Here is a 23,982-nt window from a genome sequence, read left to right as displayed (position 1 = left end):
GCTGGCGCCGCCTCAGGGTGACCGCTCCTGCAGCGCGTCCAGTATCTGCATGGTAGCGAAACCATCCGGCGTTTGCCCTCGACTGCGCTGCCAGGCACGTAGCGCGCCGCGGGTGTTGGGCCCCATGATACCGTCCGGGGTGCCGGCATCGAAGCCTGCCAGGTTGAGCAGCCGCTGCAGCTCACGAGTGTCGCCGCGCGACAGCGGCTCCTCGTCGCGCGGCCAGCCCGCCTGCACCCCCGGCCGACCGGCGATACGATCCCCCAGCAGTGCCACCGCCAGCGCATAGCTGGTGGCGTTGTTGTAGCGCATGATGACGCGGAAGTTGTGCCCCACCATGAAGGCCGGTCCCTGTGCACCGGCGGGGGCGATAATCGCCGCCTCATTCAGATTCGGCAGCGACGCGCCGCCGATGCCACTCACGCCCAGCGCCCGCCACTGCGCGGTACTCATACGGGTATCGGCATCGGCGCGGCTATAGTCGAAATTTGCCGGCAGGTTGACCTCGGCGCCCCAGCGCTCGCCGCGTCGCCAGCCGTTGTCTGCCAGATAGTTGGCAGTAGAGGCCATCACGTCCGGAATACTGCCCCAGATGTCGCGGCGGCCGTCGCCGTCACCGTCCACGGCGTAGGCCAGAAAACTGGTGGGAATGAACTGAGTGTGGCCCATGGCACCGGCCCAGGAGCCCTGCATGCGATCAGGCGCGATATCGCCGCGCTGAATGATCTTCAGTGCCGCCATCAGCTGTTCGCGGGCAAAGCCGTGGCGACGGCCGTCATAGCCGAGGGTCGCCAGCGCTTCGATAGTGGAAAAACTGCCGAAGTTGCTGCCGTAGTTGCTCTCCACCCCCCAGATGGCGGTAATGATCTCGGGCGGCACGCCGTAGCGCGCCTCGGTTCGCTCGGCGCTGGCACGGTTGGCTGCCAGCCGCTCACGGCCGTTGCTGACCCGGGTGTCGGACACAGCGCTGTCGAGATAGTCCCAGATAGCTCGGGTGAACTCGGGCTGGTAGCGATCAAGCTCGATGATACGCGGCTGATAGGTAACCCCGGCCAGCGCCCGGTCGAGGGTGGCGGTCTCGATGCCCTGGCCACGGGCATAGGCGCGAAACTCGTCAAGCCACTGCGCAAACGACTCGTGCGCTGCCGGCGAGCCGGGCGTGGGCACTGCGTCAGTAGACTGCTCGGTGCCGCCGGTATCGGCCTCGCTATCGCCCGAACCGGTACTTGCGCTGCCTGCATCGGTATCGACGCCGTTTTCGGCGGCGCCCGATGCGCTGCCGGTCGGCGCCTCGGCCGTAACCTCGCTACCATCGTTCGGCTGCGTAGCGCCGGCCTGACAGCCCTGCACGGCCAGGGCGCTGCTCAGCAGCGTCGCCAGCAGCACTTTTGAATAACGCTCTCTGTACCGCAATTTGAATGCCCGCACTTTCAACCCACTACTGCGTTGTGCCATCGCCACTTCCCTGTCATTGGTGCTGAACTATCATGGCCGATAAGGTAGCCTCTGACCACTTTTGGGGCGTCGTACAACAGGCGGCTTCAGCCTGTGTCAGCAGCCAACAGGGAGCGTTCATGAGTCGGAGCGACAACGCCGCCGAGAACATCAATACGGACTGTCGCCGGCACCCGGAGTGCTATCGGGTGGGCCGCGGCGAGCAGGGGGTATTCAACACCCAGCCCTACAAGAGCGAGCTGCTGCCGCACTGGCGTTTCAAAACCCCCGACGATGCCCGCGCCTCGTCACAAAAGCTCGAGGCGATGTTCGAGGCCTACCGCGAAGCCGATGACTTCGTCGGCATGGACATGGCGCGCAAGTTTATCCAGATGGGCTATACCCGAGCGCGGCGCTATGCCAACTACCCGGGCGGGCGCAAGTACGACAGTGAAGGGGAGTTGAACGCTCGTGAGATTGACGGGGAGAAAGCCGAAGCGGCGGCCATTTTCGAGGCGGTATGGAAACGCCTGCGTGAAGACGACGACTATCTGGCACGCAAGCGTGAGCATCAAAAGCGCTGGGGGTAGCCCCGCGGCCGGATCGGTTTTCAGCGAGGGTGGAAGCTGCCCCGCTCGACACAGCCCTCGAGCGTTCCCAACTGCTCCAGATCGCTGCCCTGAAGCACCACATCCATATCCTGACCGCGCACCCGGTTGTGGACGATCCGCACCCGCCAGGGGCGGCCACGGCTGTCCAGGCGCATGACCCAGCCGAGGAAACCTCGTGACCAGCTGACCATCGAGCCGATGGGCGTAAAACCGAAACGCTTGACGTAGCGGTTGACGCAGGTGGTGTCGAAACAGTCGCCGGCATTGAAGATATAGCGATAGGCATCCAGCGGCAGCCATGCCGGGCGGTCACTACGCGGCCGCTGCATGGCATCGATGGCATCGACCACGGCGGCCAGACGCGCCAGCGGCGACAGCTCGGTACGGGTCAGACCGCGCGGATAGCCGCTGCCGTCGAGACGTTCGTTGATCGACAGCATGACATCGCGCCTGATGGCCGGCTCGATGCCTTCGCGATCAAACCGAAAGCGCAGCAGCTCGACGTGAGCGTGCAGCTGGCGTAGCTGACCGGCATTCATGCTGCCCTGATAAAGACGCAGTTCGTCGGCCAGCAATATCTTGCCAAAATCATGCACCATGGCGCAGACGATCAGCTGCTGTAGCTGCTCGTCGCTGCGCCGGTCGCTTTCGAGATCGGCCAGATGCGCGGCAACCGAAAGCCCGTGACTGACCAGCGGCGATGTGCGCTGATCGACGCAGGCCAGCGCATGGAACAGCCCCTGACGGTCCTCGCGCAGTAGTGCCAGCAGCCGCTGGGCCTGACTCAACAGCAGATCGTTCTCCAGTGCCAGACCGGATTGAAGGTTGATCAGTTGAACGCTCAGAGCCCGCGAGATGGCAAGTGTGGTCTCCAGAATCGACGACGCCTCCCGGGCGTCACCACGACTTTCGACCCGGGGCGGTTCGACGGCCACGCGCCCACCGACCTCGAAAAGTCGCGACGGCACCACGTGACGGTCGTTGCGGGGGTCAAGACGCACCGCTTCGCGCTCGATCTCGCGCACGTAAAACCAGGCCTGACGCTCGAAATCGGCACGGTCGATATCGAAAGCGACGCCGACCAGCGCGCTTTCCTGTTCATCGCTGACGCGCAGATGACGCACCTCGCCGCTGGCGTGAAAGCTCTCGCCGTTGGGGAATACCAGATGCACACGCTCAAGTCGCGAGTCGATCGTCAGGTGCGTCGCCTCGTGTGGCGGCAGCGATACCAGCAGGCCGCCAATGGAAAGATCGAGAAGCTCGCCCTCGAGGCCCGGCGTGTCGACACCATGCGACAGCACCACCTGAACCTGCATGCCACGTTCCAGGGTGGCGCGAAAGGCATTACGCTGACGACTCAGATGCAGAAAAGCCGGCAGCTCGGTCTCTATTTCAAAACGCCCGCCACGCCGCCTGTAACTGAGAAGCGGCATGGGAGCGCTGGTGATCAGCATGGTCGGCTCGCTGGCCTTCAGCGAAAACGAAACCCCCTCCGCCAGCAGGGCATCCAGATCCTTGAGCAGCGAAGCGGTAAACAGACAGCGACGCCGATCACGATCGATGCGCACCAGAGAAGTCGGGAAAGGCAGCGTTCTGTCGTCAAGAACAAGCGTCAGGCCGGCCTGCTGGTCGGCCAGACCGACCAGCATCTCGGCAACGCTTTCGACGCCTTCGATTTCCTGATGACGCGATTGGGGCACGCGGTTTTCCTTGCATTCGGACATGAATCTATACCGGAAAAGGCGGTAACTTACCGCATATATACCGCAGCTATATCGTCTTTTATAAAGTTTCCTTTAGCGTGAATGAATGAATTTTACGCGTTCGCTGTCAGCTCACGCTGATGATGACCAAGCAGCAGCAGGATGCTGTCGAGGCCGGATTTCGATATCGACTGCCGTGCTCGCTCGCGCACCAGCGGTTTGGCGCGAAAGGCGATGCCCAATCCGGCGGCGGCAAGCATCTTCAGATCGTTGGCGCCGTCGCCGACCGCTACCGTTTGCGCCATGTCGATATCATGGCGCGCGGCGATCTCGCCCAGCAGCTGCGCCTTGCGCTCGGCATCGACGATCGGCTCGCCCACCTCGCCGGTCACCCGCCCCCGGGCATCGATCAGCAGCTCGTTGGCGTGCACCTCATCGACACCGAGGCGCTGTTGCAAATAGCGTGCGAACCAGCTGAAACCGCCGGAGAGAATGGCGGTGCGATAACCCAGCCGTTTGAGATGACACATCAGCGTTTCGACGCCATCCATCAGCTCGAGGCCGTCGGCAATCTCCTGCAGCACCGACTCGTCAAGCCCTGCCAGCTTGCTCATGCGCTCGCGAAAACTCTGCTGAAAGTCGATCTCACCACGCATGGCGCGCTCGGTGACGGCCGCCACCTCGTCATACACCCCATGACGACGCGCCAGCTCGTCGATCACCTCGGCCTTGATCAGGGTAGAGTCCATGTCGAAGCACACCAGCCGCCGCCGATGGCGCCAGCCGTTCTCCGCCTGCATGACGATATCCATGCCCTGCTCGGCGCCCAGCGACAGCATCTCGCGTCGCAGTGCGTCGCTATCCGGCGGCTCGCCGCTGACCCACAGTTCGAGGCCGTCGCAGCACAGTCCGGTACCGTCGCTGCCGGCCGTGGCGAGACGCTCCACGTGCCTGACCACCAGGCCGTGCTGGACCAGCAACTGCTCGACGGCGACCTGCATGGGGGCGGTCAGATGCGGCGCCAGCAGGGTCACTACCAGGTTCGGCGTGGCGTCGTTCGACGGGCTTGCGCTCATGTTGGCTCCTCGATAGCTGCCAAAAGGGCACGATTATCCGCCGATCACGCCGGCACTGCCAGAGTGCTGCTAACCGGCCTCGAGGCGATCGACCTTCTGAAAGCCTTTCGGCAACCTGCCGCCGCGCCGGCCAATATCGCCCTGATAGGCGTCAAGTTCGTCACCGGCCAGACGCTTGTGGCGCTTGCCGGCATGTACCAGCAGCGCCTGATGCGGCGCCAGCAGCACCCAGTCGCGCACGAACTCCTCACGATTGGCGGCACGCGCAGCGGTAATACTCATGACCCGTACGCCCTTGCCCTTGCTCATCGCCGGCAGCTGGTCGGCATCGACGATCAGCAGGTTACCCAGGTTCGAGACGACCGCCAGCCGCTGGCCGGTCTCGCCCAGTAATAGCGGCGTGAGCAGATCGCAGCCCTTGGGCAGGGTGATCACCGCCTTGCCGTTGCGCCCGCGACCGGTTATCTCCTCGAGGGCGATATGAAAGGCGTAGCCGCCGTCGCTGCCCAGCAGCCAGCGCTGCTCGGGGGCACCGATCAACGCCGCACGCAGCTTCGCCCCGGCGGTCAGGTTGACCCGCCCCGAGACCGGTTCGCCCTGGCCACGCGCCGAGGGGAGCTGATGGGCGTTCAGGGTATAGCTGCGGCCGCTGTCCTCCAGCAGCACCAGCGGCTGATTGGTCTTGCCGCGGGCGGCGAAGGCGAAATCGTCGCCGGATTTCCATGACAGCCCCGTGGGGTCGATATCGTGCCCCTTGGCGGCGCGAATCCAGCCCTTTTGCGACACCACCACGGTGATCGGGTCGGCGCCCAGCAGCTCGACTTCCGAGAGCGCCCTTGCCTCGTCGCGCTCCACCAGCGGGCTGCGACGTGCGTCGCCGTACTGCTCGGCGTCCTCGCGCAGCTCCTTCTCGATCAGGTCGGTCAGTGCCTTGTCGCTGCCCAGCAGCTTGTTGAGCCGTTTGCGCTCGCGCTCCAGCTCTTTCTGCTCGCCCCGGAGCTTCTGCTCCTCGAGGCGCGCCAGGTGTCGCAGGCGCAGCTCCAGAATCGCTTCCGCCTGGCGTTCGGTGAGCGCAAAGGCGGCCATCAGGGCGGATTTTGGCTCATCCTCCTCGCGGATGATGCGGATCACCTCGTCGATATTGAGATAGGCCGTCAGCAGCCCTTCGAGGATATGCAGGCGATCCTCGACCTTGCCGAGGCGGTGTTCGAGGCGCCGCACCACGGTACGCCGACGAAAGGTCAGCCACTCGTCGAGCAGGCGGTCAAGCGCCATCACCTGCGGTCGACCGTCGAGGGCGATCAGGTTCATATTGACCCGCACGCCCTTCTCCAGATCGGTGGTGGCGAAGAGATGATCCATCAGCGCCGCCACATCGACCCGATTGGAGCGCGGCACGATCACCAGTCGGGTGGGCTCCTCATGGGTCGACTCATCGCGCAGATCGGCCACCATCGGCAGCTTTTTGTTCTGCATCTGAGCGGCGATCTGCTCCAGAATGCGCGCGCCGCTCACCTGCCAGGGCAGCGCCTCGATGACGACGTTGCTCTCCTCGCTGCGATAGCGGGCGCGCATCTTCACCGAGCCGCGGCCGCTGGCATAGAGCCGGTGCAGATCATCGCGCGACGAGACAATCTCCGGCGCGGTGGGAAAATCCGGCGCCGGCAGATGCTCGCACAGCGCTTCGACGCTGCAGTCGGGATGGCGCAGACGGTGAATGGTGGCGTTGACCACCTCGGTGACATTGTGCGGTGGAATGTCGGTGGCCATGCCCACCGCGATCCCCGAGCCGCCGTTGAGCAGCACATGAGGCAGCCGTGCCGGCAGCACCGCCGGCTCGTTCATGGTGCCGTCGAAGTTGGGCACCCAGTCCACCGTGCCCTGCCCCAGCTCCGCCATCAGCACTTCGGAGAAGCGGGTCAGGCGCGCTTCGGTGTAACGCATGGCGGCGAAGGACTTGGGGTCATCGGGGCTGCCCCAGTTGCCCTGACCGTCGACCAGCGGGTAGCGATAGGAGAACGACTGCGCCATCAGCACCATCGCCTCGTAGCAGGCGCTGTCGCCGTGAGGGTGGAACTTGCCCAGCACATCGCCGACGGTGCGCGCCGACTTCTTGTACTTGGCATTGGCGGTCAGCGACAGCTCGCGCATGGCGTAGACGATACGCCTTTGCACCGGCTTCATGCCGTCGCCGATCGCCGGCAGGGCGCGGTCGAGGATGACGTACATCGAGTAGTCGAGATAAGCCTTCTCGGTGTAGTCGCGCAGCGTCAACTGCTCGACGTCGCCCTCGCGGACGTGAATATCCATGCTTATATCCGTTTAATTACCAGAATTTTGTTTGTAAATCCGTTGTCGCGACCTGTGAATGGTTGGCATAGGTATCCCATGTAGGTGTATAACCTTCTGTCTGATTTCCCCAGGAAAACCATCCAGGCCGATTGCCTCTTGCGAAGAGTTCTATAAAAGGTCCCCAACTGCAATCTTCAATAAGCTCATACTGCTCATCAGGCTTCCTGCTATGCTCTCTTTTTTGGGATATAAACATATTCTCCTGGCTTCGCCCGGGAGAAAGGGTTCTAGCTTTTTTACCTCGAGTCCCGAAAAGAACCAGCTCAGTTACATTTCTGAAATAGAAACCTACGCCCCTCCTATCAGGACCGCCATCCTTTCTGACTTTGTACCAGACAAGATTCGTCTTGTAAGTAAACCCCCAGGCCTCCATGACCTGTAGCCCTTCGGCAAGAAGCGCATTAGGCACCCAAAGATAAAGGTGAGCAGTATCATTGGAGATAACTTCTACCGGTAGCTCTTTGATTTCATCCAATGACAAGGTTGGATACCTGGTCAGCCTCTTATGCTCAGGGGCAATTTTGCCAGTTTTATTTTGAAACTGCCAAGGAGGGTCAGCCAAAATAGTAGCAAATCTCTCTTTCCCCACTTTTTCCAAAAGATCTTCTGATGCACGCATTTTTAGTCCTCTATATATAATTTTTTTGAAATTCCGATGATCAATAGAGGACAGCCCGCTCCGCCGCCACCCTCTACTCTTGGCAACAATTTGCTCATGTGCGTTGTCGAAGACCCGTAAGAATCACCTCTACCCAGAACGCTAAATATTTCCTGAAGCTCATCACACCGGGTTATTATAACACCAACACTAATAGCTTTTAGATCAAACAACAACCTGAAATTATTTAAATCTCTATCATAAAAAGGGTCTTTATTATTCCATTCTATCTCTATGGCAACCTTGTTTCTAAAGCAGTCAACCTTGTGTGTTGGCGTATCCATTACAACCTCATCGACGACAGTTTTAGTAGAAAAACCTTTCTCTACCCAGCCACGCTTATAAAAAAAGTCGTCGATATAACCAGAAACTCCGGACTTTCTTCCGCCAGGATTTTTTATCCAGCTCCTACGGAGACGAAAATCAGATAATACATCCAAAAGATCACACCACTCAGCAGGAAAGTCCTCCTTGAGAATGGCACACGCATGCCTCCATTCATGCACTTCGTAAAGATCTCTGATTCCCTCGGGGAGTAACTCAACACTCATCACATTCCCCCTCCAAAAACTGAACAACCATCAGACCTCCACCTCCGCCATGTTGCCGTAGCGCTCCAGCCAGCCGCGACGCTCCGCCGAGCGCTTCTTGGCCAGCAGCATATCGAGCAGTTCGAGGGTGTCGTCGCCCACCTCGCGGGTCAGTTGCACCAAGCGCCGGGTATCCGGCGCCATGGTGGTTTCGCGCAGCTGCACCGGGCTCATCTCGCCCAGCCCCTTGAAGCGCTGCACGCCGGGCGTACCGCGGCGGTTGGCAAGCTGCTTGAGTACCGCCGCCTTCTCGCTCTCGTCGAGGGCGTAGTAGACCTCCTTGCCGAGGTCGATGCGATACAGCGGTGGCATCGCCACGTGAACGTGGCCGGCGTCGACCAGCGACGGGAAGTGGCGCACGAACAGCGCGCACAGCAGGGTGGCAATGTGCAGCCCGTCGGAGTCGGCGTCGGCGAGAATGCAGATGCGGTGGTAGCGCAGCCGTTCCAGGTTGTCGCTGCCGGGGTCCATGCCCAGCGCCACGGCGATATCGTGAATCTCCTGCGAGCCCAGCACCTGCTGCGGCTCCACCTCCCAGGTGTTCATGATCTTGCCCTTGAGCGGCAGAATCGCCTGGGTTTCGCGATTGCGCGCCTGCTTGGCGCTGCCGCCGGCACTGTCGCCCTCGACCAGAAACAGCTCGCAGGCGGCCGGGTCCTGGCTGGTGCAGTCGGCCAGCTTGCCGGGCAGCGCCGGCCCCTGGGTGACCTTCTTGCGGGCGACCTTTTTGCTCGAACGCTGGCGCCGCTGGGCGGCATTGATCACCAGTTCGGCAAGCTGCTCGGCCTGGCCGGTGTGCTCGTTGAGCCACAGCGAGAAAGCGTCCTTGACCACCGCCGAGACAAAGCCGGCCACTGCCCGCGAAGAGAGACGCTCCTTGGTCTGGCCGGCGAACTGCGGCTCGAACATCTTGATCGACAGCACGAAGGCGACCCGCTCCCAGAGGTCGTCGCCGGACAGCTTGACGCCCCGCGGCAGCAGGCTGCGGTAGTCGCAGAACTCCTTGAGCGCTTCCAGCAGGCCGCTGCGAAAGCCGTTGACATGGGTGCCGCCCAGCGGCGTGGGGATCAGGTTGACATAGGACTCGACCAACGCCTCACCGCCCTCCGGCAGCCACTGGATCGCCCAGTCGACGCTGTGCTCCTCGTCCTCGAAGTTGCCCTGAAAGGGCGAAGCGGGCAGCGGCTCGAGGCCATCGGTGGACTGCGCCAGGTAGTCACGCAGACCGTCCTCGTACTGCCACACCGTCTCGCTGCCATCGCTCTCCACCAGGCTGACCCGGAGGCCGGCGCAGAGCACCGCCTTGGCGCGCAGTAGATGGGCAAGGCGCGCCACCGACACATTGGCGCTGTCGAAGTAGGCCGTCTCCGGCCAGAAACGCACCGTGGTACCGCTGGCCTTCGCCGGCGCGCTGCCGATCTCGGCCAGCTCTTCGACCTTCTCGCCGCGGGCAAAGGCCATGCGATAGCGCTTGCCACCCTTGCACACCTCGACCTCAAGGCGCTCCGACAGGGCGTTGACCACCGACACCCCGACGCCGTGCAGACCGCCGGAGAAGCGGTAGCTTGACTGGGAAAACTTGCCGCCGGCGTGCAGGCGGGTCAGGATCAGCTCGATGCCCGACACGCCGTGCTCGGGGTGAATATCGATCGGCATGCCGCGGCCGTCGTCGGTGACTTCGATGGCACCGTCGGCGGCGAGTTTCACGCTGATATGGCGGGCGTGGCCGGCCAGCGCCTCGTCGACGCTGTTGTCCACCACTTCCTGCACCAGATGGTTGGGGCGGGTGGTGTCGGTATACATTCCAGGGCGCTTGCGCACCGGCTCGAGACCGGAGAGCACCTCGATGGAACTGGCACTGTATTGGGTCATGATATGGACCGGGTCATACGTTGAGTCACGGTAAAGGTGTCGAATGCTGTCGAGCGACGGCGTTTCATGGCCCGGCGATAGTCGTCAGGGCCATGCCGCAGGGTCGAAATCGGCCGGTAGCCTCAGACCACCGTGGGCCATTATCCGCTCCAACAGTCGGGGATAGCAGCTCAGGCCGTGGTCGTCGCCCTCTTTGACAACGAACTGACTACCCGCCAGCACGGCGAGCGCCTGACGATAGTCGAGAATCTCGTCGTGAGTGCCCAGCAGTACCAGCATGCGCTCGGGGTGCACGACCTGGCCCTGCTGCGCCTCGAGGGCAGTGGCATAGCTCTCGTCGATGATGAAAATTTCACCGGTCTCGACGTGCTCGATCTCGGCGCCCATCCGCTCGCGAGCCACTCGCAGCGGGTCGACCGCCGGGTTGATCAGCACCAGCCGCGCCACCTCGAACTCGCGCGCCAGGCCGATGGCCAGAAAGCCGCCCATCGAGCTGCCGATCACCAGGGTTGTGCCCGCCAGCGCCGCCATCACCTCCCGTGCCGTCTGCCACGCCTGCGCCGGATGGTGCGACAGGCGTGGCGCGACAAAGCGCGGCCGGGGGCTGGCCTGCGAGCAGGCCAGCCGCGTCAGTTCGGCTTTCGCCGAGCCGGGATGGGAGTTGAAGCCGTGCAGATAAAGCACGTTGTCGACGGGGTCAACGAGATCGCTCATGGCCTCAGCATAACGCAATTACTGTATGGATAAACAGCCATTTCAGGAGCCGCTCCTCAATACGGCGTCGATCAGATGCCGACTGGAGTCGTCCAGCTGCTCGCTGCCCTGACCGCTTTCAAGAATCCCGGCGGTCTCGTTGGCAATCTTCTTGCCCAGCTCGACACCCCACTGATCGAAGGAGTCGATATCCCAGATCGTGCCCTGTACGAACACCTTGTGCTCGTAGAGCGCCACCAGTGCCCCCAGGGTTTCGGGCGTCAGGCTGTCGAAAAGAATGGTCGACGACGGCTGGTTGCCGGCATAGCGCTTGTGCGGCGGCGGCGTTTCGCTGGAATCGATGGCGGCGTCGCCGAGCATCAGTACCCGCGACTGGGCAAAGCAGTTGGCCAGCGCCAGACGGTGCTGGCGGGCCAGGCTGTCGCGCACCGCGGCACTGTCGACGTATTCGAAGCGCCGGATGGGCGCAATGAAGTCGCACGCCACCGTGCGGGTGCCCTGGTGCAGCAGCTGGTAGAAGGCGTGCTGACCGTTGGGGCCGATCTCGCCCCACAGAATCGGGCAGGTATCGACGTCGACGCGCTGGCCGTCGTTGCTCGACGACTTGCCGTTGGACTCCATCTCCAGCTGCTGCAGGTAGCCCGGCAGATGCTTGAGACGGCCGTCGTAGGGCAGCACCGCCAGCGTCTCGATATCGAGAAAGTTCGTATTCCAGATGCCCAGCAGGGCGAACAGCACCGGCAGGTTTTCTTCCAGCGGCGTCTCGGCGAAGTGGCGATCCATGGCGTGGCCGCCGGCCAGCAGACGGCGGAAGTTGTCCATGCCCAGGCGGATGGCGATCGGCAGGCCGATGGCGCTCCAGAAGGAGTAGCGCCCGCCGACCCAGTCCCAGAACAGCAGCTGGTTGTCGGGGTCGATGCCCCATTCGGTCATTTTGTCCGGTTTGGTGGAGACGCCAATGAAATGATGGCGCTTGATCTCGTCCATGTCGGCATCGAGATGCTCGCCCAACCAGGCCAGTGCGGTATCGGCGTTGGCCGACGTGTCGATGGTGCCAAAGGATTTCGACGAATAGATGAACAGCGTCTCGGCAGCATCAAGCTTCGGCAACAGCTCGGCCAGTTGAGTGCCGTCGATGGTGGAGGCGAAATGCACCTCCCGCGCATGGGGATCGATGAACTCGTCCTCCAGCGCCGTGGCGACCATCAGCGGACCGAGGTCGGAGCCGCCGACCCCCAGATTGACCACGCTGCGGATCGCTGTGCCGCTGGCGCCGCGCCACTGGCCGGCGTTGAGCTTGCCGACGATCGTCTCCATGCGATCGAAAACCTCGTGCACATCGGCATCGACGTCCTGCTCTTCGACGCGAAACTCCTCGCCCTTCGGGCGACGCAGGGCGGTATGCAGCGCCGGGCGATCCTCGGTGCGGTTGACCCGCTTGCCGGTCAGCAGCCGCTCGATCGCGTCGCCGACCTTCGCCTCGCGCGCCAGCGCCAGTAGCTGATCCAGCGTCTCCTGCTCGATACGCTGTTTGGAAAAGTCGAGCGTCAGCCCCGCCCCGCTACGCGAGAAGGCGTCAAAGCGCGCGCCGCGCTCGAAAAGCTCACGCAGGTGCACATCGCGCATCTGCTCACTGTGCTGTGTCAGTGCCTGCCAGGCACCTGTCTGACGAATTGACATCCGATATACCTCCCTGGTGGATGCAGCGCTGCGGTGTAAAGCGTAACATGAACGGTCGCCACCGCCTTCTTCAAGACGGTATCGACCGCCACTGGTTTCGTATCCACGACACATCGTACCCACGACACCCCCGACCATGACCCATGACGCCGCCGGGCGCGATGCCCTGTTCTCGACACCGCTCGATGAGGTAGCGGATTTCTCCTTCGACGAGCGCGTCGTGGCCTGTTTCCCGGACATGATCCGGCGCTCGGTACCGGGCTATGCCCAGATCATCAGCATGGCCGGAGTTATCGCCGCGCGCTACCTGAAACCGGGCGCGCAGGTGCTCGATCTCGGCTGCTCACTGGGTGCCGCCAGTCTGTCGATCTGCCAGCAGTTGCCACCGCAGCACTTCAGCCTGCGGGCGGTCGACCTGTCGGAGCCCATGGTGACACGCGCCCGCGAGATGCTCGAACAGCAGGCGCCACGGCATCGTATCGAGGTCGAAGTGGGCGATATTCGCGACTGCCCGCTGCCGGCCGCCGACATGATCATGGTCAATTTCACGCTACAGTTTCTTGACCCCGGCGAACGCGATGCTGTCATCGATCGACTGTTCGCAGCGCTCAAACCCGGCGGCGTACTGCTGCTGTCGGAGAAGATTGCCGGCGAACCGGGCGAGGAGCAGCTGCTGATCGAACTTCATCACGACTTCAAGCGCGCCAACGGCTATTCGGAGCTGGAGATCAGCCAGAAGCGCAGCGCGCTGGAGGAGGTGATGATCCCCGACCGCCTGTCGACCCATCATCAGCGCCTCGCCGCGGCCGGTTTCAGCCGCCACCAGAGCTGGTTTCAGTATCTCAACTTCGCCTCCATACTCGCCTTCAAATAAACCCGGCCTGCCAATCAATACTCATGTCCGACGCTGACCACCGCCTGTCCGACGCTGACCACCGCCGTCTTTATCACGCCTTTATCGACCAGGGGCTCGATAGCTGGCTCGCCCGCCTGCCGGAGCAGCTGGCCGCCGGCCTCGATCGCAAGCGCTTCGGCGATATCCCGGGCTGGGAGCGGGCGGTCGCGCGCCTGCCGGAACTCTCGCCGCGGGCGGTCCATCTCGACTGCGATCTGGTGGGCATCGATGTCGAACTCGCCGACGCCGAGCGACGCCGCTGCGAGAGCCTGTTGAAGCTCCTCTCTCCCTGGCGCAAGGGGCCGTACCGCATCGGTGAGCTCGTCATCGATACCGAATGGCGCTCCGACTGGAAGTGGCAGCGCATCGCGCCGCATCTGGCCGACCTGAACGGTCGCCGGGTGCTCGACGTGGGCGGCGGCAACGGCTACCACGGCTGGCGCATGGCCGGCGCCGGTGCCGCTTTCGTGCTGGTGATCGACCCTTCGCCACGCTTTTACTGGCAGTACCGCGCGCTTCGCCACTTCCTTGCTGAAGCCGGTAGTCGGGTGCACTTTCTGCCGGTCGGCATCGAAGCGGTGCCAGCGCGGCTGGCCGCCTTCGATACAGTCTTCTCGATGGGCGTCCTCTATCATCGCCGCTCGCCGCTCGATCATCTGCGCGAGCTGTTCGACGCCCTGCGGCCCGGCGGCGAGCTGGTACTGGAAACGCTGGTGGTCAGAGGCGACGCCGAGCGGGTCCTGCTGCCCGGCGAGCGCTACGCGCAGATGCCCAACGTCTGGCTGCTGCCCTCCTCCGCGGCGTTGCTGCAGTGGCTGGCACGCAGCGGCTTCAGTGGTGCGCGAGTGGTCGATGAAGCCGATACCGGCCTTGACGAGCAGCGCGCTACCGAATGGATGACCTTTCAGTCGCTCGAGGACTTTCTCGACCCCGAGGACCACTCGAAAACCGTCGAGGGCTACCCGGCGCCGCGACGCGCGGTCATCATCGCCAATCGGCCCCGGTAGCGGTCGCGACAGGCATTTGCGACCATCGCACCTCATCTCGCAGCTTGACCGTAGCCTGGAACCCAATGAAAATAATTCTCAATCAAAGATTGCCTGCGCCCGGGAGCGCGCCTCTCATGACACTGGCCGATACGCTGTTCGAAGCCTTCGAGGAGACCCGACAACGCGCTCCGCATATTGATTGCCGCCTGCTGGCGCAGATGCTGGACGTCAGCGAGGGCGAGCTGCAGGCCTCAAGGCTGGGGCGCGGTGCGGTAACGCTGGCGATCACCGCCTGCGACCTGGTCATGCTGTTGCCGCGGCTGGGGCCACTGGAAGTGGTCAGCGAGGCGCCCCACTCGGCGCTGGCCAGCCGCCTCGACAGCTGTCGGGTGAGCGGCGGGCGTCACTACGCCTCGCTGGGCGACGATCGAGCGCTGGCGATGCAGCTGCTGCTGCCCTGCTGGTACTGGGTGGCCCTCTCCCATGAGCGTCCCGACGGTGGCGGAGAAGCGCTGCCCTGCGTGCAGATTTTCGACCGTTTCGGCCGCGCCCTTCACCGCTTCTATCTGCGGGCACCGAGCCGGCAGGTACGGGCGCTGCTCGAGTGCTATCGCGCTGCCCATACACCCGGTTTTACCCGCTGTATCGAGGCGGCCAATGAGCCGGCGACGCCCTCGCCGGGCAAACTGATCACCGAGTGGCGTCGGCTACGCGGCGACGGCGACTTCAGCGCGCTGCTGCGTCGCCACCGGCTGCGCCGTATTGATGCCTGCCGCGCGGTGGCCGGCCATTTCAGCCAGCCCGTTGCGCCGGGACGCTTCATTCTCGCCATGGCGCATCGCTGCAGCCGCCAGCAGCCCACCGCCGTCAGCATCGTGCACGGTGCCGGCACTCACCGCCACCGTCAGGGCTTCGAACACTTCAACCACGGCCGCTGCGGTCGGCTGACGCTGGAGAGCGACCAGTTGCGGCTATCGCTGGCAGGCGATGCACTGACCGAGGCATGGCTGGTCACCCGCCGCGACGAAGGCGGGCTGAGCAGCCGCCTGGAAGGTTTCGATAGCAAGGGGCGGCTGCTGGTAGCGCTGGCCACCTGAACCACTGCCCGTCGATGAAAAACCCGGCGCGAGGCCGGGTTGTTGGCGGCTGCGGTGCTGACAATCGCTCAGCGGCGGCCACCCAAAATCTCGCCCACGTCCCTTGCCTGCCAGTGCGGGAAATGACGGCGAATCAGGTCGTTGAGCTCTACTTCAAAAGCCTGCCAGTCGACTTCACCACCGCCGGCCTCGCCGCTCACGGCTTCGCGAATCATGCCGGCCCCCACGGTCAGGTTGGTCATTCGGTCGATAACGATAAAGCTGCCGGTACCAGGGCTGACGTCGTAGGCGTCGACCGGCACCGCCTCGGTGAGCGCTACCCGGCAGCGGCCGATCTCGTTGAGCGCCAGCCGCTCGGCGTCATGATGGGTCAACTCATTGACGTCGATACCGTAGTCGATAGCGCTGATACTGCCGCTGAGACTGCGTGTCGCCAGCTTGAAGTCGTAGCCGCGCCCGGGCACCAGCTCACGCTCGTTCATCCACACGATATCGGCAGTGAAGGCGTTCGACAGCGGCAGCCGTTCGTCGGCGGCCACCAGCCAGTCGCCGCGTGAGACATCCACCTCGTCGGCCAGCGTGACGGTGATCGCCTGGCCCGGCCAGGCCTCGCTCAGATCGCCGTCGAAGGTGACGAGGCGCTCGACCGTCGACCGCTTGCCCGAGGGCATCACCTTCACCGCCTGACCGGGACGCAGTACGCCCGCCGCCAGCGTACCGGCGTAGCCGCGGAAGTCGAGATTGGGGCGGTTGACGTACTGCACCGGGAAGCGCAGGTCGCGGGTGTTGCTGTCGTGGCGAATCTCGGCGTTTTCGAGAAGCGACAGCAGTGGTGTGCCGGGCTCACCGCCGCTGCGATACCAGGCCATGTTGTCGCTGGGGTTGACCACGTTGTCGCCCTCCAGCGCCGACATCGGCACGAAGCGGATATCGCGTGCATTCAGGTTCTCGGCGAAGGCCAGATAATCGCCCCTGATCTCCTCGAAGCGTGCCTCGCTGTAGTCGACCAGGTCCATCTTGTTGACCGCCACCACCAGATGCTGAATGCCCAGCAGGTCACAGATGAAGCTGTGACGGCGGGTCTGGGTCTGCACGCCGTAGCGGGCATCGATCAGGATTACCGCAAGGCTGGCGGTAGAAGCGCCGGTGGCCATGTTGCGGGTGTACTGCTCGTGCCCCGGGGTATCGGCGATGATGAACTTGCGCCGGTCGGTGGAGAAAAAGCGATAGGCGACATCGATGGTGATGCCCTGTTCGCGCTCCGACTGCAGGCCGTCGACCAGCAGCGCCAGATCGACCCGGTCACCGGTGGTGCCACGGGTTTTCGAATCCCTGGAGAGCGCCGCCAGCTGATCCTCGTAGATCATCTTCGAGTCGTGCAGCAAGCGGCCGATCAGGGTCGATTTACCGTCATCGACGCTGCCGCAGGTGATAAAGCGCAGCAGATCCTTGCTCTCGTGCTCTTTCAGGTACTGCTCGATGTTGTCGGCGATCAGTGCGGACTGGTGAGCCATCAGAAGTATCCTTCGCGTTTCTTGCGTTCCATCGAGCCCGCCTGGTCATGGTCGATGGCGCGGCCGGAACGTTCGCTGGTACGGGTCAGCAGCATCTCCTGGATGATCTGCGGCAGGGTATCGGCCTCCGACTCCACCGCGCCGGTGAGCGGATAGCAGCCCAGCGTTCGAAAACGCACCGATTTCATCTCCGGCACCTCACCCGGCGCCAGCGGCATGCGCTCATCGTCGACCATGATGAGGGTGCCGTCGCGCTCTACCACCGGCCGCTTTTGGGCGTAGTAGAGCGGCACGATGGGGATCGATTCAAGATAGATGTACTGCCAGATATCCAGCTCGGTCCAGTTGGAGAGCGGAAAAACGCGGATCGATTCGCCCTTGTCGATATGGCCGTTGTAGAGGTGCCACAGCTCCGGACGCTGGCTTTTGGGGTCCCAGCGGTGATGGCGGTCGCGAAAGGAGTAGACGCGCTCCTTGGCGCGCGAAGCCTCCTCGTCGCGGCGCGCACCGCCGAAGGCGGCATCGAAGCGGTGCTTGTCCAGCGCCTGCTTGAGCGACTGGGTCTTCATCACGTCGGTGTATTTGGCACTGCCGTGATCGAAGGGGTTGATACCTGCTTCACGCCCCTCCTCGTTGATGTGCTCGATCAGCTCCATGCCGGTTTCTGCCGCCATGCGGTCGCGAAACTCGATCATCTCGCGGAACTTCCAGGTGGTGTTGACGTGCATCAGCGGAAACGGCGGCGTGCCGGGGTAGAACGCCTTGCGCGCCAGATGCAGCATCACCGAGGAATCCTTGCCGATGGAGTAGAGCATCACCGGATTGCGGAACTCCGCCGCCACCTCGCGGATGATGTGGATCGACTCGGCCTCGAGCTGTTTGAGATGAGTCTGTCGCTCGGGGGAAAGCATGGGTGTGTACAACCTCTCTTGGGGAAACGTCACCGCTGTGCCGGCTGCCGGCCGCCGCCCTGCGCCAGGCGGTGTATCACCAGCTGCGACGGCGCCGGTGGACAGACACCACAGACTGCGGCCCGAAGCCGAAAGGCTCGGGCCGCAGGGTGATCAATGCGCTCAAGGTAGCGAGCGGCATTAATAACGTCAAAGAATCAGATTTTCTTCCGTTATGCGATATAGAACTATGCATTGATGGCCATCCGCGTCGGGTCGATCGCGCCATCAGGGCTGCAACGGCAGGCGCTCGACACGGGTCAGAAAGCCGGCCTGCGGGCCGGGCGAGTCGAGGTGCAGCAGCCGGAAGCCGCAGGGCGCCTGCTCGTCGACGCTGAACTCGGTGCTTTCGGGCACGAACTGCGCCGCCACCGCCGGCAACGCCATGACCGGTACGCCGTGATGCAGGCGTGTGAACTCGTGATGGACGTGGCCGCACAGCACGCCGCGCACTCGATCATGACCGGCCAGCGTCTGCCAGAAGGCGTCGCTGTTCTCCAGCCCAAGGCGGTCCATCCAGCCCGTGTGGACCGATACCGGCGGATGATGCAGCACCACCAGCGCCGGAGCGTCGCCCTTCTCCAGAGTGGCGCTCAGCGCCTCCAGCTGCGCCGGCGCCAGATAACCACTGCCGCTATCGGGCTGGCGGCTGTCGAGCAGCACAAATTGCCAGCCGCCCAGCTCGATCGAGTGCGTCAGCGGCTTCACGCCGTGCATCACCGCGCTGTCGTCATGGTTGCCGGGCAGCCATTCCCAGCAGCACGGCAGCTCATCGAGCAGCGCCCTGGCACGGTGGTAGGAGGCGACCGAGCCGTCGTCGCTGACATCGCCGCTGACAATCACCAGTTCGGGACGGTGGGCAGCGATGCGCGCCACCACCGCCGCCAGCCGCGCGTCGGGGTCGACACCGCGATAGCCGGTGCCGGCTTCACGGGCCAGATGGCAGTCGGAGAGTTGGGCAATCAGCATGTCGGGCTCCTGTCCGGGGCGTCAGGGGGAACCCTATTGTACCGATCGCCGCCGATAGCGAAACGCGGATAAAAAGCGCAGGAGAGGAAGAGAAATCAGGGGGTTTCGGTGACACGCACATCGTGGCCGTGGGCCAGACCATGGTCGAGCCACTCGCCGAGAAAGCGGTTGAGCTGAAGCTTTTCGTCCGGCTGGTGCATCTGGGCATTGGGGTAGCGGTAGCGCCCCTGGAAGTGGCGGCGACGCTGAAAGTCGGTCACCTCGGCCATCTGTACGTCGTGGTAGAGATGCACCTGCATGCGCGGCGAGTCGATCATGTCATCCAGCACGCCGCTCTGCGAAACCCGCAGCAGCGTGGTATAGGGCGCGCGCTCCAGCACCTCCAGATGCAGGGTGCCAAAACGGCCGGCGCGGCCGGCCAGCGGTATCTCGAGGCAGTCGCCACCCCTGGCACTGCTCAGAAGCCGCTCCAGTCGCACGAAATTGGCCGTACACTCGGCCTGCAGAGTGCGCAGGTCGGTGACATAGGCAGACCGTTTGCTCAAATTATCTCCTTGCTCGCAGGGCGGCGCGTTCGCGCGCCAGCCAATAAAGCGCGATCAGCGCCATGGCGTTGTTGAGGGTGCCATCTTCCACTCGCTGCCAAACCTCCTGAAAGGATAGCACTCGTACCAGAATATCCTCGTGCTCCGCATCGAGCCCGTGCACACCGCCCAGGACACTCGAATCGACCAGCGCACAGTAGAGGGTGATGCGTTCGTCGCAGGCGCCGGGGCTGGGAAAATAGCGGTGCAGTCGAATCAGCTCACTCACCTCGCAGCCCACTTCTTCGCGCACCTCGCGACGTGCCACCTGCTCCTCACGCTCTTCACTGTCGATCAGCCCGGCAGCCGGCTCCAGCAGCCAGGGGCTCTCCTCGCGGCCGGCGGCGCCGGCGCGAAACTGCTCGACCAGCACCACGGCGTCGCGCTCGGGATCGTAGAGCAGCACCCCGACGGCGTCGTGATGGCGAAACACCTCGCGCTCGACGCGCTCGCTCCAGCCGCCGCGATACTGGCGATAGCGCACGCCGACACGGTCGAGGGCGAAGAAACCGCGATGCAGCGGCGCTTCGCCGACAATTTCAAAATCCTCGCAACCAAAACGCGGCAGGCGATCGGCGTCTTCGGATGTCATGGCGTTTTCCTGCCCCGGTGGAACCCGATGCGCCGGCGCGGCGGCCGACACGCTCAAAGCTACCCCGTTATGGACGCTCGCCGCGTCAGTTTCAAGCCCGCTCCACCCTGCTCGCCCTTATCACAAGCCGCCACGCTTGGCAGCGCCGAGCGGGAAGATTATGGTAACGGCCCCTTTTCGAGAGGTTCGAGAAAGACATGAAGGGACGCAACATGACCCGCTGGCGCGACCCGGCAAAAGACCCGCGCCAGGAAAAGAAAACCGATTTGATCACCCCGGAAGGCTACGCCTCGATGCAGAGCCTGCTCGATCACCTGGTGCGGGTACGCCGCCCGGAGCTGTCGCGCAAGACCGGCGAAGCCGCCGCCCAGGGCGATCGCAGCGAGAACGCCGACTACACCTACAACAAGAAGGCGCTCAACGGCACTATCGCCCGCATCGCCTATCTGCAAAAGCGCCTCGATGCGCTGACGGTGGTCGACCGCCTGCCGCAGGAGCGCGACAAGGTCTTTTTCAGCGCCTGGGTGACGCTGGAGGACGAGGCCGGCGAGGAGCTGCGTATCCGTATTGTCGGCCCTGACGAAACCGACAATAAAAAGCGCTGGATCAGCGTCGATGCGCCGCTGGCCCGCGCCCTGCTGGGCAAGCCACTGGACGCCGATATCACCGTCGACGCCCCGGGCGGTGCAACCCACTACATCATTACCGCAATCGACTATACCACTGCAGGCGACCAGGCCGAGCGCTGAGCGCTTCTTTGCATTCGATACATCGGCTCAGCGCCGGCTGGCGCGATAGACCCGATAGCGGCGATCCTCGGCCACTACATCGACTCGCGCAAACTGGCGCTGGAGCGGCGCCATGTAGGGCAGAAAACCGTTGGCCACCAGATAGAGCACACCGTCGGCGCTCAGATGATTTTTCGCCTGCTCGATCAACTGCCGTGCCGGATCCAGGGAGAGATGGCGCTCCTGATGGAAAGCCGGGTTGCTGACGATGGCGTCGAAGCGCCCTTCGACCTCGGTCAGCATATTGCTGGCCAGCACCTCGCCCTCCAGGCCGTTGGCCGCCAGAGTGCGGCGGGTCGCCTCCAGTGCCAGGTGGTTGATATCCACCGCGGTCACCTCGGCGCCGCGCTGCGCCAGCCAGGCGCTCAGCACCCCATCCCCACAGCCGGCATCCAATACCCGGCCGGCCAGCGCGGGCAGCGCCTCGATCAGCATCGCCGTGCCGTCGTCCAGCCGGCCGTGGCCGAACACCCCGGGGTGGCTGATCAGCCTGAGCCCCAGCGCCTCGAACTCACCCCACTGATCCGGCATGTCTCCGGCGACCGTGGCGCTCTCATACAGTGAGCAGCGCCGCGCATTGTCGCGTTTAACGCAGCGCATAGCGCGCGACTCGAGCTCCTTCGGCACCCGCTTGCCGCCGCCGTGGTGCTCGCCCACGATGCGCAGCGCACTGCCCGGCGTGCAGTGGTGATTGAGCTGCGCCAGCCACCAGCGGCCCAGCTCCATGGTTTTGGGCCAGAACAGTAGCGCCCGGGCCATTTGCGGCGGCTCGAGACCTTCGACAACCTCATGGCCCTGTTCTCGCCAGCGCGCGGCGATCAGATGATCGAGTGTCCAGACCCGCAGCTTCGGCCCGGCCAGCAGCCCCTCATCCAGCGGTGGTCCGACCAGCCACTCACCCTCTTCGATCAGCGGCGTCTGCCGCGCCAGCAGTTGCCCCATCGGCGTGGAAAAACTCATCGACCCTGCACCCTTTCATCAACACCCGCACCGCCCATCTCGAAGGGAAAAAGAGCAGGATAACGGTATAAATAGATTCACAGCATTCATGCTATCCGACAAGAATATCAGGCCGGGCGCCGGACGCTGTAATGAAGGTAGCGCCCCAGCCGCCAGTAGGGCTCGATGCGACAGTAGCGCCGCTCCAGCTCGAAAAGACGCTCAAGCGTGGCACTGTCAGGCTCGCGTTCGCGCAGGTAGTCGTGAAAAACACGAATACCGGTGACGTCACGCACCTCCAGCCCCACAGCATGCAGCCATTCGACCACCTGCTCGTGGCGCAGCGGCGCGATGGGCGTTAGCCGCTTGCGCCGCCCGTAGCCCGCCAGATTACCGTCCAGCACCCGTTCGAGGTTGCCCTTTACCACATTGGACATCACCAGCCCGGCCTCGTTGAATACCATCAGCGACAGCCAGCCACCGGGCGCCAGCTGCTGCGCCAGCGTCTCGATAGCGGCGCGGGGCTCGATCAGCCACTCCAGCACCGCATGGCAGAAGATCAGTGGCCAGGGGCCCGGTGCCCGCTCGGCGAGCGCCTGAAGATCGGATTGATGAAAACGGGCGTCGTAACCGGCCAGCCGCTGGCGGGCGCGGGCCAGCATATCCTCGGCAGGCTCCAGCAGCGTCACGGGGTGACCGCGCTCGGCGGCCCAGTGCGCCATCTGCCCCAGGCCGGCGCCGACATCCACCAGCGGCTGGTTGTGCAGCGGTATCGAGGACTCGATGGCATGGGTCAGCATCGCCAGCCGCAGCCGGCCGCGGGCGTGGTTATAGAGCGCGTTTTCGAACTTGTCGGCCATGCCGATGAAGTGGCGGTCGGTAGTGATGCGCTGCATGGCGGCCGTATCGAGTGGGTGGTAACGGGGTTTCACGACGAGGGCGTAAACTCTATACTATATCGCGCTTTGCCCCCGTAGCTCAGCAGGATAGAGCGGCCCCCTCCTAAGGGGCAGGTCACAGGTTCGAATCCTGTCGGGGGCGCCACTGCACCTTCCCAGGCAGTCCCCTCCAGGCTTTCAAAGCCGCCTCAAGACCTTGATTTAAGCGGGTTTACGTTCCCCAGCAGTCCCAAGCGTTCTTCCCGAATCCGGCATAAAAATGGTATACAGGCAGGCATATTCCATATTCGAAGATGCTCGCTATACCACGATGTCGCTAACTGTCAGAAAAATCGAAAAAACCAGGCCGGGTGAAAAACCGATAGCGCTTTCGGACGGATTGGGACTCGAACTCAGGATTTCACCCAACGGCAGCAAGGGCTGGCGCTTTCGCTATGTTCGTCCCAATTGTAGTGGTCAAGTAATTCAGGCCACTGTCTTTTGAGTCTTCCAATAGAGCTGCTCAGCCACATTGGGCGGCAGCCCATCATTATGCTTGTGGGGCCGGAGAGCACTGTAATAGCCGATCAGATAATCCGTGATTGACCGCTTCGCCGAGACAAAGCACGAATAACCGATCTCCGGTATCCATTCCGTTTTCAAGCTTCTGAAAAAGCGCTCTGTCGGGGCGTTGACGCTCCTATGTCAAGGCACGGCGCTGGCGGCCTGTAAATCCTTGATGATCAAAGGGTAGAGTTCGCGCACGATGTAGCGCTTGAGACAGCGGTGGATCTCTTTCTTTGAGCGTCCCTCCTGTGTGCGCCGCTCGACGTAGGCGCGCGTCCGTGGTTCGCTGCGCATACGCACCATGGCAATTGTCCAAAGCGCATTATTCGCTTGTCGGTCACCGCCACGGTTGAGCCGATGGCGAATGACCTTGCCCGAAGAGGCTTCAAGCGGACTTACCCCACAGAGTGCGGCAAGGGCTGCATCATTTCGAAGACGCTCGGGGTTGTCACCTGCGGTCACCAGTAGTGTCGCCGCTGTCTGTGCGCCGACACCAAAACGGGTGACCAGGCCTGGAGCGGCTTGCTGCG

Annotated in this window: 23 protein-coding genes, 1 tRNA gene and 1 pseudogene; 7 read left to right on the top strand and 18 right to left on the bottom strand. The window is 63.3% G+C overall.

Annotated features, from left to right (window positions below):
* Positions 1–12: 12 nt before the first annotated feature.
* Positions 13–1,386: a lytic murein transglycosylase gene (locus tag H146_RS0116385; protein ID WP_019952970.1), complete on the bottom strand. Its 1,374-nt coding sequence runs from the start codon at positions 1,384–1,386 to the stop codon at positions 13–15.
* Positions 1,387–1,574: 188 nt separating this feature from the next.
* On the opposite strand from H146_RS0116385, the gene H146_RS0116380 reads away from it, so the two are divergent.
* Complete coding sequence (locus tag H146_RS0116380; RefSeq protein WP_019952969.1) at positions 1,575–2,024, top strand: DUF4385 domain-containing protein; 450 nt, start codon at positions 1,575–1,577, stop codon at positions 2,022–2,024.
* A 20-nt stretch (positions 2,025–2,044) separates the two neighbouring features.
* Here the strand turns inward: H146_RS0116380 and H146_RS0116375 are convergent, their stop codons facing one another.
* The 8 genes from H146_RS0116375 to pgi all read right to left on the bottom strand — a co-directional run bounded on the left by H146_RS0116375 (position 2,045) and on the right by pgi (position 12,690).
* Positions 2,045–3,745 carry an HD domain-containing phosphohydrolase gene (locus H146_RS0116375; RefSeq protein ID WP_019952968.1) on the bottom strand — a complete coding sequence of 567 codons (1,701 nt, stop codon included), beginning with the start codon at positions 3,743–3,745 and terminating at the stop codon, positions 2,045–2,047.
* A gap of 116 nt (positions 3,746–3,861) precedes the next feature.
* A complete protein-coding gene (serB, locus tag H146_RS0116370) occupies positions 3,862–4,824 on the bottom strand; it encodes a phosphoserine phosphatase SerB (protein WP_019952967.1) in 963 nt (320 codons plus the stop codon).
* A 69-nt stretch (positions 4,825–4,893) separates the two neighbouring features.
* Positions 4,894–7,134: a DNA topoisomerase IV subunit A gene (gene parC, locus H146_RS0116365; protein WP_019952966.1), complete on the bottom strand. Its 2,241-nt coding sequence runs from the start codon at positions 7,132–7,134 to the stop codon at positions 4,894–4,896.
* 16 nt (positions 7,135–7,150) lie between these two features.
* Positions 7,151–7,795, bottom strand: coding sequence for an MT-A70 family methyltransferase (locus tag H146_RS20915; RefSeq protein WP_083920916.1), 645 nt, complete (start codon positions 7,793–7,795; stop codon positions 7,151–7,153).
* Between the two features lie 2 nt (positions 7,796–7,797).
* Positions 7,798–8,385: a BglII/BstYI family type II restriction endonuclease gene (locus H146_RS20910; protein ID WP_083920915.1), complete on the bottom strand. Its 588-nt coding sequence runs from the start codon at positions 8,383–8,385 to the stop codon at positions 7,798–7,800.
* A 30-nt stretch (positions 8,386–8,415) separates the two neighbouring features.
* Positions 8,416–10,296, bottom strand: coding sequence for a DNA topoisomerase IV subunit B (gene parE / locus H146_RS0116360; protein ID WP_026352064.1), 1,881 nt, complete (start codon positions 10,294–10,296; stop codon positions 8,416–8,418).
* 84 nt (positions 10,297–10,380) lie between these two features.
* Positions 10,381–11,010 (bottom strand): YqiA/YcfP family alpha/beta fold hydrolase, encoded by a 630-nt coding sequence (locus H146_RS0116355; RefSeq protein WP_026352063.1) that lies wholly within the window; start codon positions 11,008–11,010, stop codon positions 10,381–10,383.
* A gap of 42 nt (positions 11,011–11,052) precedes the next feature.
* Positions 11,053–12,690 carry a glucose-6-phosphate isomerase gene (pgi, locus tag H146_RS0116350; protein ID WP_019952963.1) on the bottom strand — a complete coding sequence of 546 codons (1,638 nt, stop codon included), beginning with the start codon at positions 12,688–12,690 and terminating at the stop codon, positions 11,053–11,055.
* 136 nt (positions 12,691–12,826) lie between these two features.
* Here pgi and cmoA point away from each other — a divergent pair, with 136 nt between their 5' ends.
* The 3 genes from cmoA to H146_RS0116335 all read left to right on the top strand — a co-directional run bounded on the left by cmoA (position 12,827) and on the right by H146_RS0116335 (position 15,671).
* Entirely contained in the window at positions 12,827–13,564 is a 738-nt protein-coding gene (cmoA, locus tag H146_RS0116345; RefSeq protein WP_019952962.1) for a carboxy-S-adenosyl-L-methionine synthase CmoA, read from the top strand.
* A 23-nt stretch (positions 13,565–13,587) separates the two neighbouring features.
* The gene (gene cmoB, locus H146_RS0116340; protein WP_019952961.1) at positions 13,588–14,592 is read left to right on the top strand and encodes a tRNA 5-methoxyuridine(34)/uridine 5-oxyacetic acid(34) synthase CmoB; all 1,005 of its coding nucleotides are present in this window, start codon (positions 13,588–13,590) and stop codon (positions 14,590–14,592) included.
* Positions 14,593–14,708: 116 nt separating this feature from the next.
* Complete coding sequence (locus H146_RS0116335) at positions 14,709–15,671, top strand: ChuX/HutX family heme-like substrate-binding protein (protein WP_019952960.1); 963 nt, start codon at positions 14,709–14,711, stop codon at positions 15,669–15,671.
* Positions 15,672–15,739: 68 nt separating this feature from the next.
* Here H146_RS0116335 and cysN read toward each other — a convergent pair whose 3' ends face one another.
* From cysN to H146_RS0116310, 5 genes are all read right to left on the bottom strand, one after another.
* Entirely contained in the window at positions 15,740–17,185 is a 1,446-nt protein-coding gene (gene cysN / locus H146_RS0116330) for a sulfate adenylyltransferase subunit CysN (protein WP_019952959.1), read from the bottom strand.
* Positions 17,185–18,096, bottom strand: coding sequence for a sulfate adenylyltransferase subunit CysD (gene cysD, locus H146_RS0116325; protein WP_019952958.1), 912 nt, complete (start codon positions 18,094–18,096; stop codon positions 17,185–17,187). The genes cysN and cysD overlap by 1 nt, the downstream gene beginning before the upstream one ends.
* 267 nt (positions 18,097–18,363) lie before the next feature.
* The gene (locus tag H146_RS0116320) at positions 18,364–19,104 is read right to left on the bottom strand and encodes a phosphodiesterase (protein WP_019952957.1); all 741 of its coding nucleotides are present in this window, start codon (positions 19,102–19,104) and stop codon (positions 18,364–18,366) included.
* Positions 19,105–19,199: 95 nt separating this feature from the next.
* Positions 19,200–19,649, bottom strand: coding sequence for a DUF1249 domain-containing protein (locus H146_RS0116315; RefSeq protein WP_019952956.1), 450 nt, complete (start codon positions 19,647–19,649; stop codon positions 19,200–19,202).
* A gap of 1 nt (position 19,650) precedes the next feature.
* Positions 19,651–20,280, bottom strand: coding sequence for an NUDIX domain-containing protein (locus tag H146_RS0116310; protein ID WP_019952955.1), 630 nt, complete (start codon positions 20,278–20,280; stop codon positions 19,651–19,653).
* Between the two features lie 197 nt (positions 20,281–20,477).
* On the opposite strand from H146_RS0116310, the gene greB reads away from it, so the two are divergent.
* A complete protein-coding gene (gene greB / locus H146_RS0116305) occupies positions 20,478–21,029 on the top strand; it encodes a transcription elongation factor GreB (RefSeq protein WP_083920914.1) in 552 nt (183 codons plus the stop codon).
* A 27-nt stretch (positions 21,030–21,056) separates the two neighbouring features.
* Here greB and H146_RS0116300 read toward each other — a convergent pair whose 3' ends face one another.
* Both H146_RS0116300 and H146_RS0116295 read right to left on the bottom strand, forming a co-directional pair.
* Complete coding sequence (locus H146_RS0116300; RefSeq protein WP_026352061.1) at positions 21,057–22,028, bottom strand: class I SAM-dependent methyltransferase; 972 nt, start codon at positions 22,026–22,028, stop codon at positions 21,057–21,059.
* A gap of 107 nt (positions 22,029–22,135) precedes the next feature.
* The gene (locus tag H146_RS0116295) at positions 22,136–22,903 is read right to left on the bottom strand and encodes a methyltransferase (RefSeq protein ID WP_019952952.1); all 768 of its coding nucleotides are present in this window, start codon (positions 22,901–22,903) and stop codon (positions 22,136–22,138) included.
* Positions 22,904–22,974: 71 nt separating this feature from the next.
* Between H146_RS0116295 and H146_RS0116290 the strand changes: the two genes are divergently transcribed.
* Both H146_RS0116290 and H146_RS22525 read left to right on the top strand, forming a co-directional pair.
* Positions 22,975–23,051, top strand: a tRNA-Arg gene (locus H146_RS0116290).
* 114 nt (positions 23,052–23,165) lie between these two features.
* Positions 23,166–23,390, top strand: a complete 225-nt coding sequence (locus H146_RS22525) for an Arm DNA-binding domain-containing protein (RefSeq protein WP_380059738.1) — start codon at positions 23,166–23,168, stop codon at positions 23,388–23,390.
* Here H146_RS22525 and H146_RS21520 read toward each other — a convergent pair.
* Positions 23,372–23,578, bottom strand: a pseudogene (locus H146_RS21520) (integrase core domain-containing protein); the annotation flags it as partial. The gene H146_RS22525 and the pseudogene H146_RS21520 sit on opposite strands and share 19 nt — an antisense overlap.
* A gap of 12 nt (positions 23,579–23,590) precedes the next feature.
* Positions 23,591–23,982 (bottom strand): transposase (locus H146_RS20385; RefSeq protein WP_156826869.1); only part of this gene is annotated, 392 nt, incomplete at its 5' end.

The organism is Kushneria aurantia DSM 21353 (assembly GCF_000382245.1).
Taxonomy (GTDB): Bacteria; Pseudomonadota; Gammaproteobacteria; order Pseudomonadales; family Halomonadaceae; genus Kushneria; species Kushneria aurantia.
This window is presented reverse-complemented; position numbering and strand designations above follow the sequence as displayed.

Coding starts and splice junctions, on each gene's coding strand:
- H146_RS0116380 (WP_019952969.1), top strand. CDS start 1,575: ATGAGTCGGAGCGACAACGCCGCCGAGAACATCAATACGGACTGTCGC.
- serB (WP_019952967.1), bottom strand. CDS start 4,824: ATGAGCGCAAGCCCGTCGAACGACGCCACGCCGAACCTGGTAGTGACC.
- parC (WP_019952966.1), bottom strand. CDS start 7,134: ATGGATATTCACGTCCGCGAGGGCGACGTCGAGCAGTTGACGCTGCGC.
- H146_RS20915 (WP_083920916.1), bottom strand. CDS start 7,795: ATGCGTGCATCAGAAGATCTTTTGGAAAAAGTGGGGAAAGAGAGATTT.
- H146_RS20910 (WP_083920915.1), bottom strand. CDS start 8,385: ATGAGTGTTGAGTTACTCCCCGAGGGAATCAGAGATCTTTACGAAGTG.
- parE (WP_026352064.1), bottom strand. CDS start 10,296: ATGACCCAATACAGTGCCAGTTCCATCGAGGTGCTCTCCGGTCTCGAG.
- H146_RS0116355 (WP_026352063.1), bottom strand. CDS start 11,010: ATGAGCGATCTCGTTGACCCCGTCGACAACGTGCTTTATCTGCACGGC.
- pgi (WP_019952963.1), bottom strand. CDS start 12,690: ATGTCAATTCGTCAGACAGGTGCCTGGCAGGCACTGACACAGCACAGT.
- cmoA (WP_019952962.1), top strand. CDS start 12,827: ATGACCCATGACGCCGCCGGGCGCGATGCCCTGTTCTCGACACCGCTC.
- cmoB (WP_019952961.1), top strand. CDS start 13,588: ATGTCCGACGCTGACCACCGCCTGTCCGACGCTGACCACCGCCGTCTT.
- H146_RS0116335 (WP_019952960.1), top strand. CDS start 14,709: ATGACACTGGCCGATACGCTGTTCGAAGCCTTCGAGGAGACCCGACAA.
- cysN (WP_019952959.1), bottom strand. CDS start 17,185: ATGGCTCACCAGTCCGCACTGATCGCCGACAACATCGAGCAGTACCTG.
- cysD (WP_019952958.1), bottom strand. CDS start 18,096: ATGCTTTCCCCCGAGCGACAGACTCATCTCAAACAGCTCGAGGCCGAG.
- H146_RS0116320 (WP_019952957.1), bottom strand. CDS start 19,104: ATGCTGATTGCCCAACTCTCCGACTGCCATCTGGCCCGTGAAGCCGGC.
- H146_RS0116310 (WP_019952955.1), bottom strand. CDS start 20,280: ATGACATCCGAAGACGCCGATCGCCTGCCGCGTTTTGGTTGCGAGGAT.
- greB (WP_083920914.1), top strand. CDS start 20,478: ATGAAGGGACGCAACATGACCCGCTGGCGCGACCCGGCAAAAGACCCG.
- H146_RS0116300 (WP_026352061.1), bottom strand. CDS start 22,028: ATGAGTTTTTCCACGCCGATGGGGCAACTGCTGGCGCGGCAGACGCCG.
- H146_RS0116295 (WP_019952952.1), bottom strand. CDS start 22,903: ATGCAGCGCATCACTACCGACCGCCACTTCATCGGCATGGCCGACAAG.
- H146_RS22525 (WP_380059738.1), top strand. CDS start 23,166: ATGGTATACAGGCAGGCATATTCCATATTCGAAGATGCTCGCTATACC.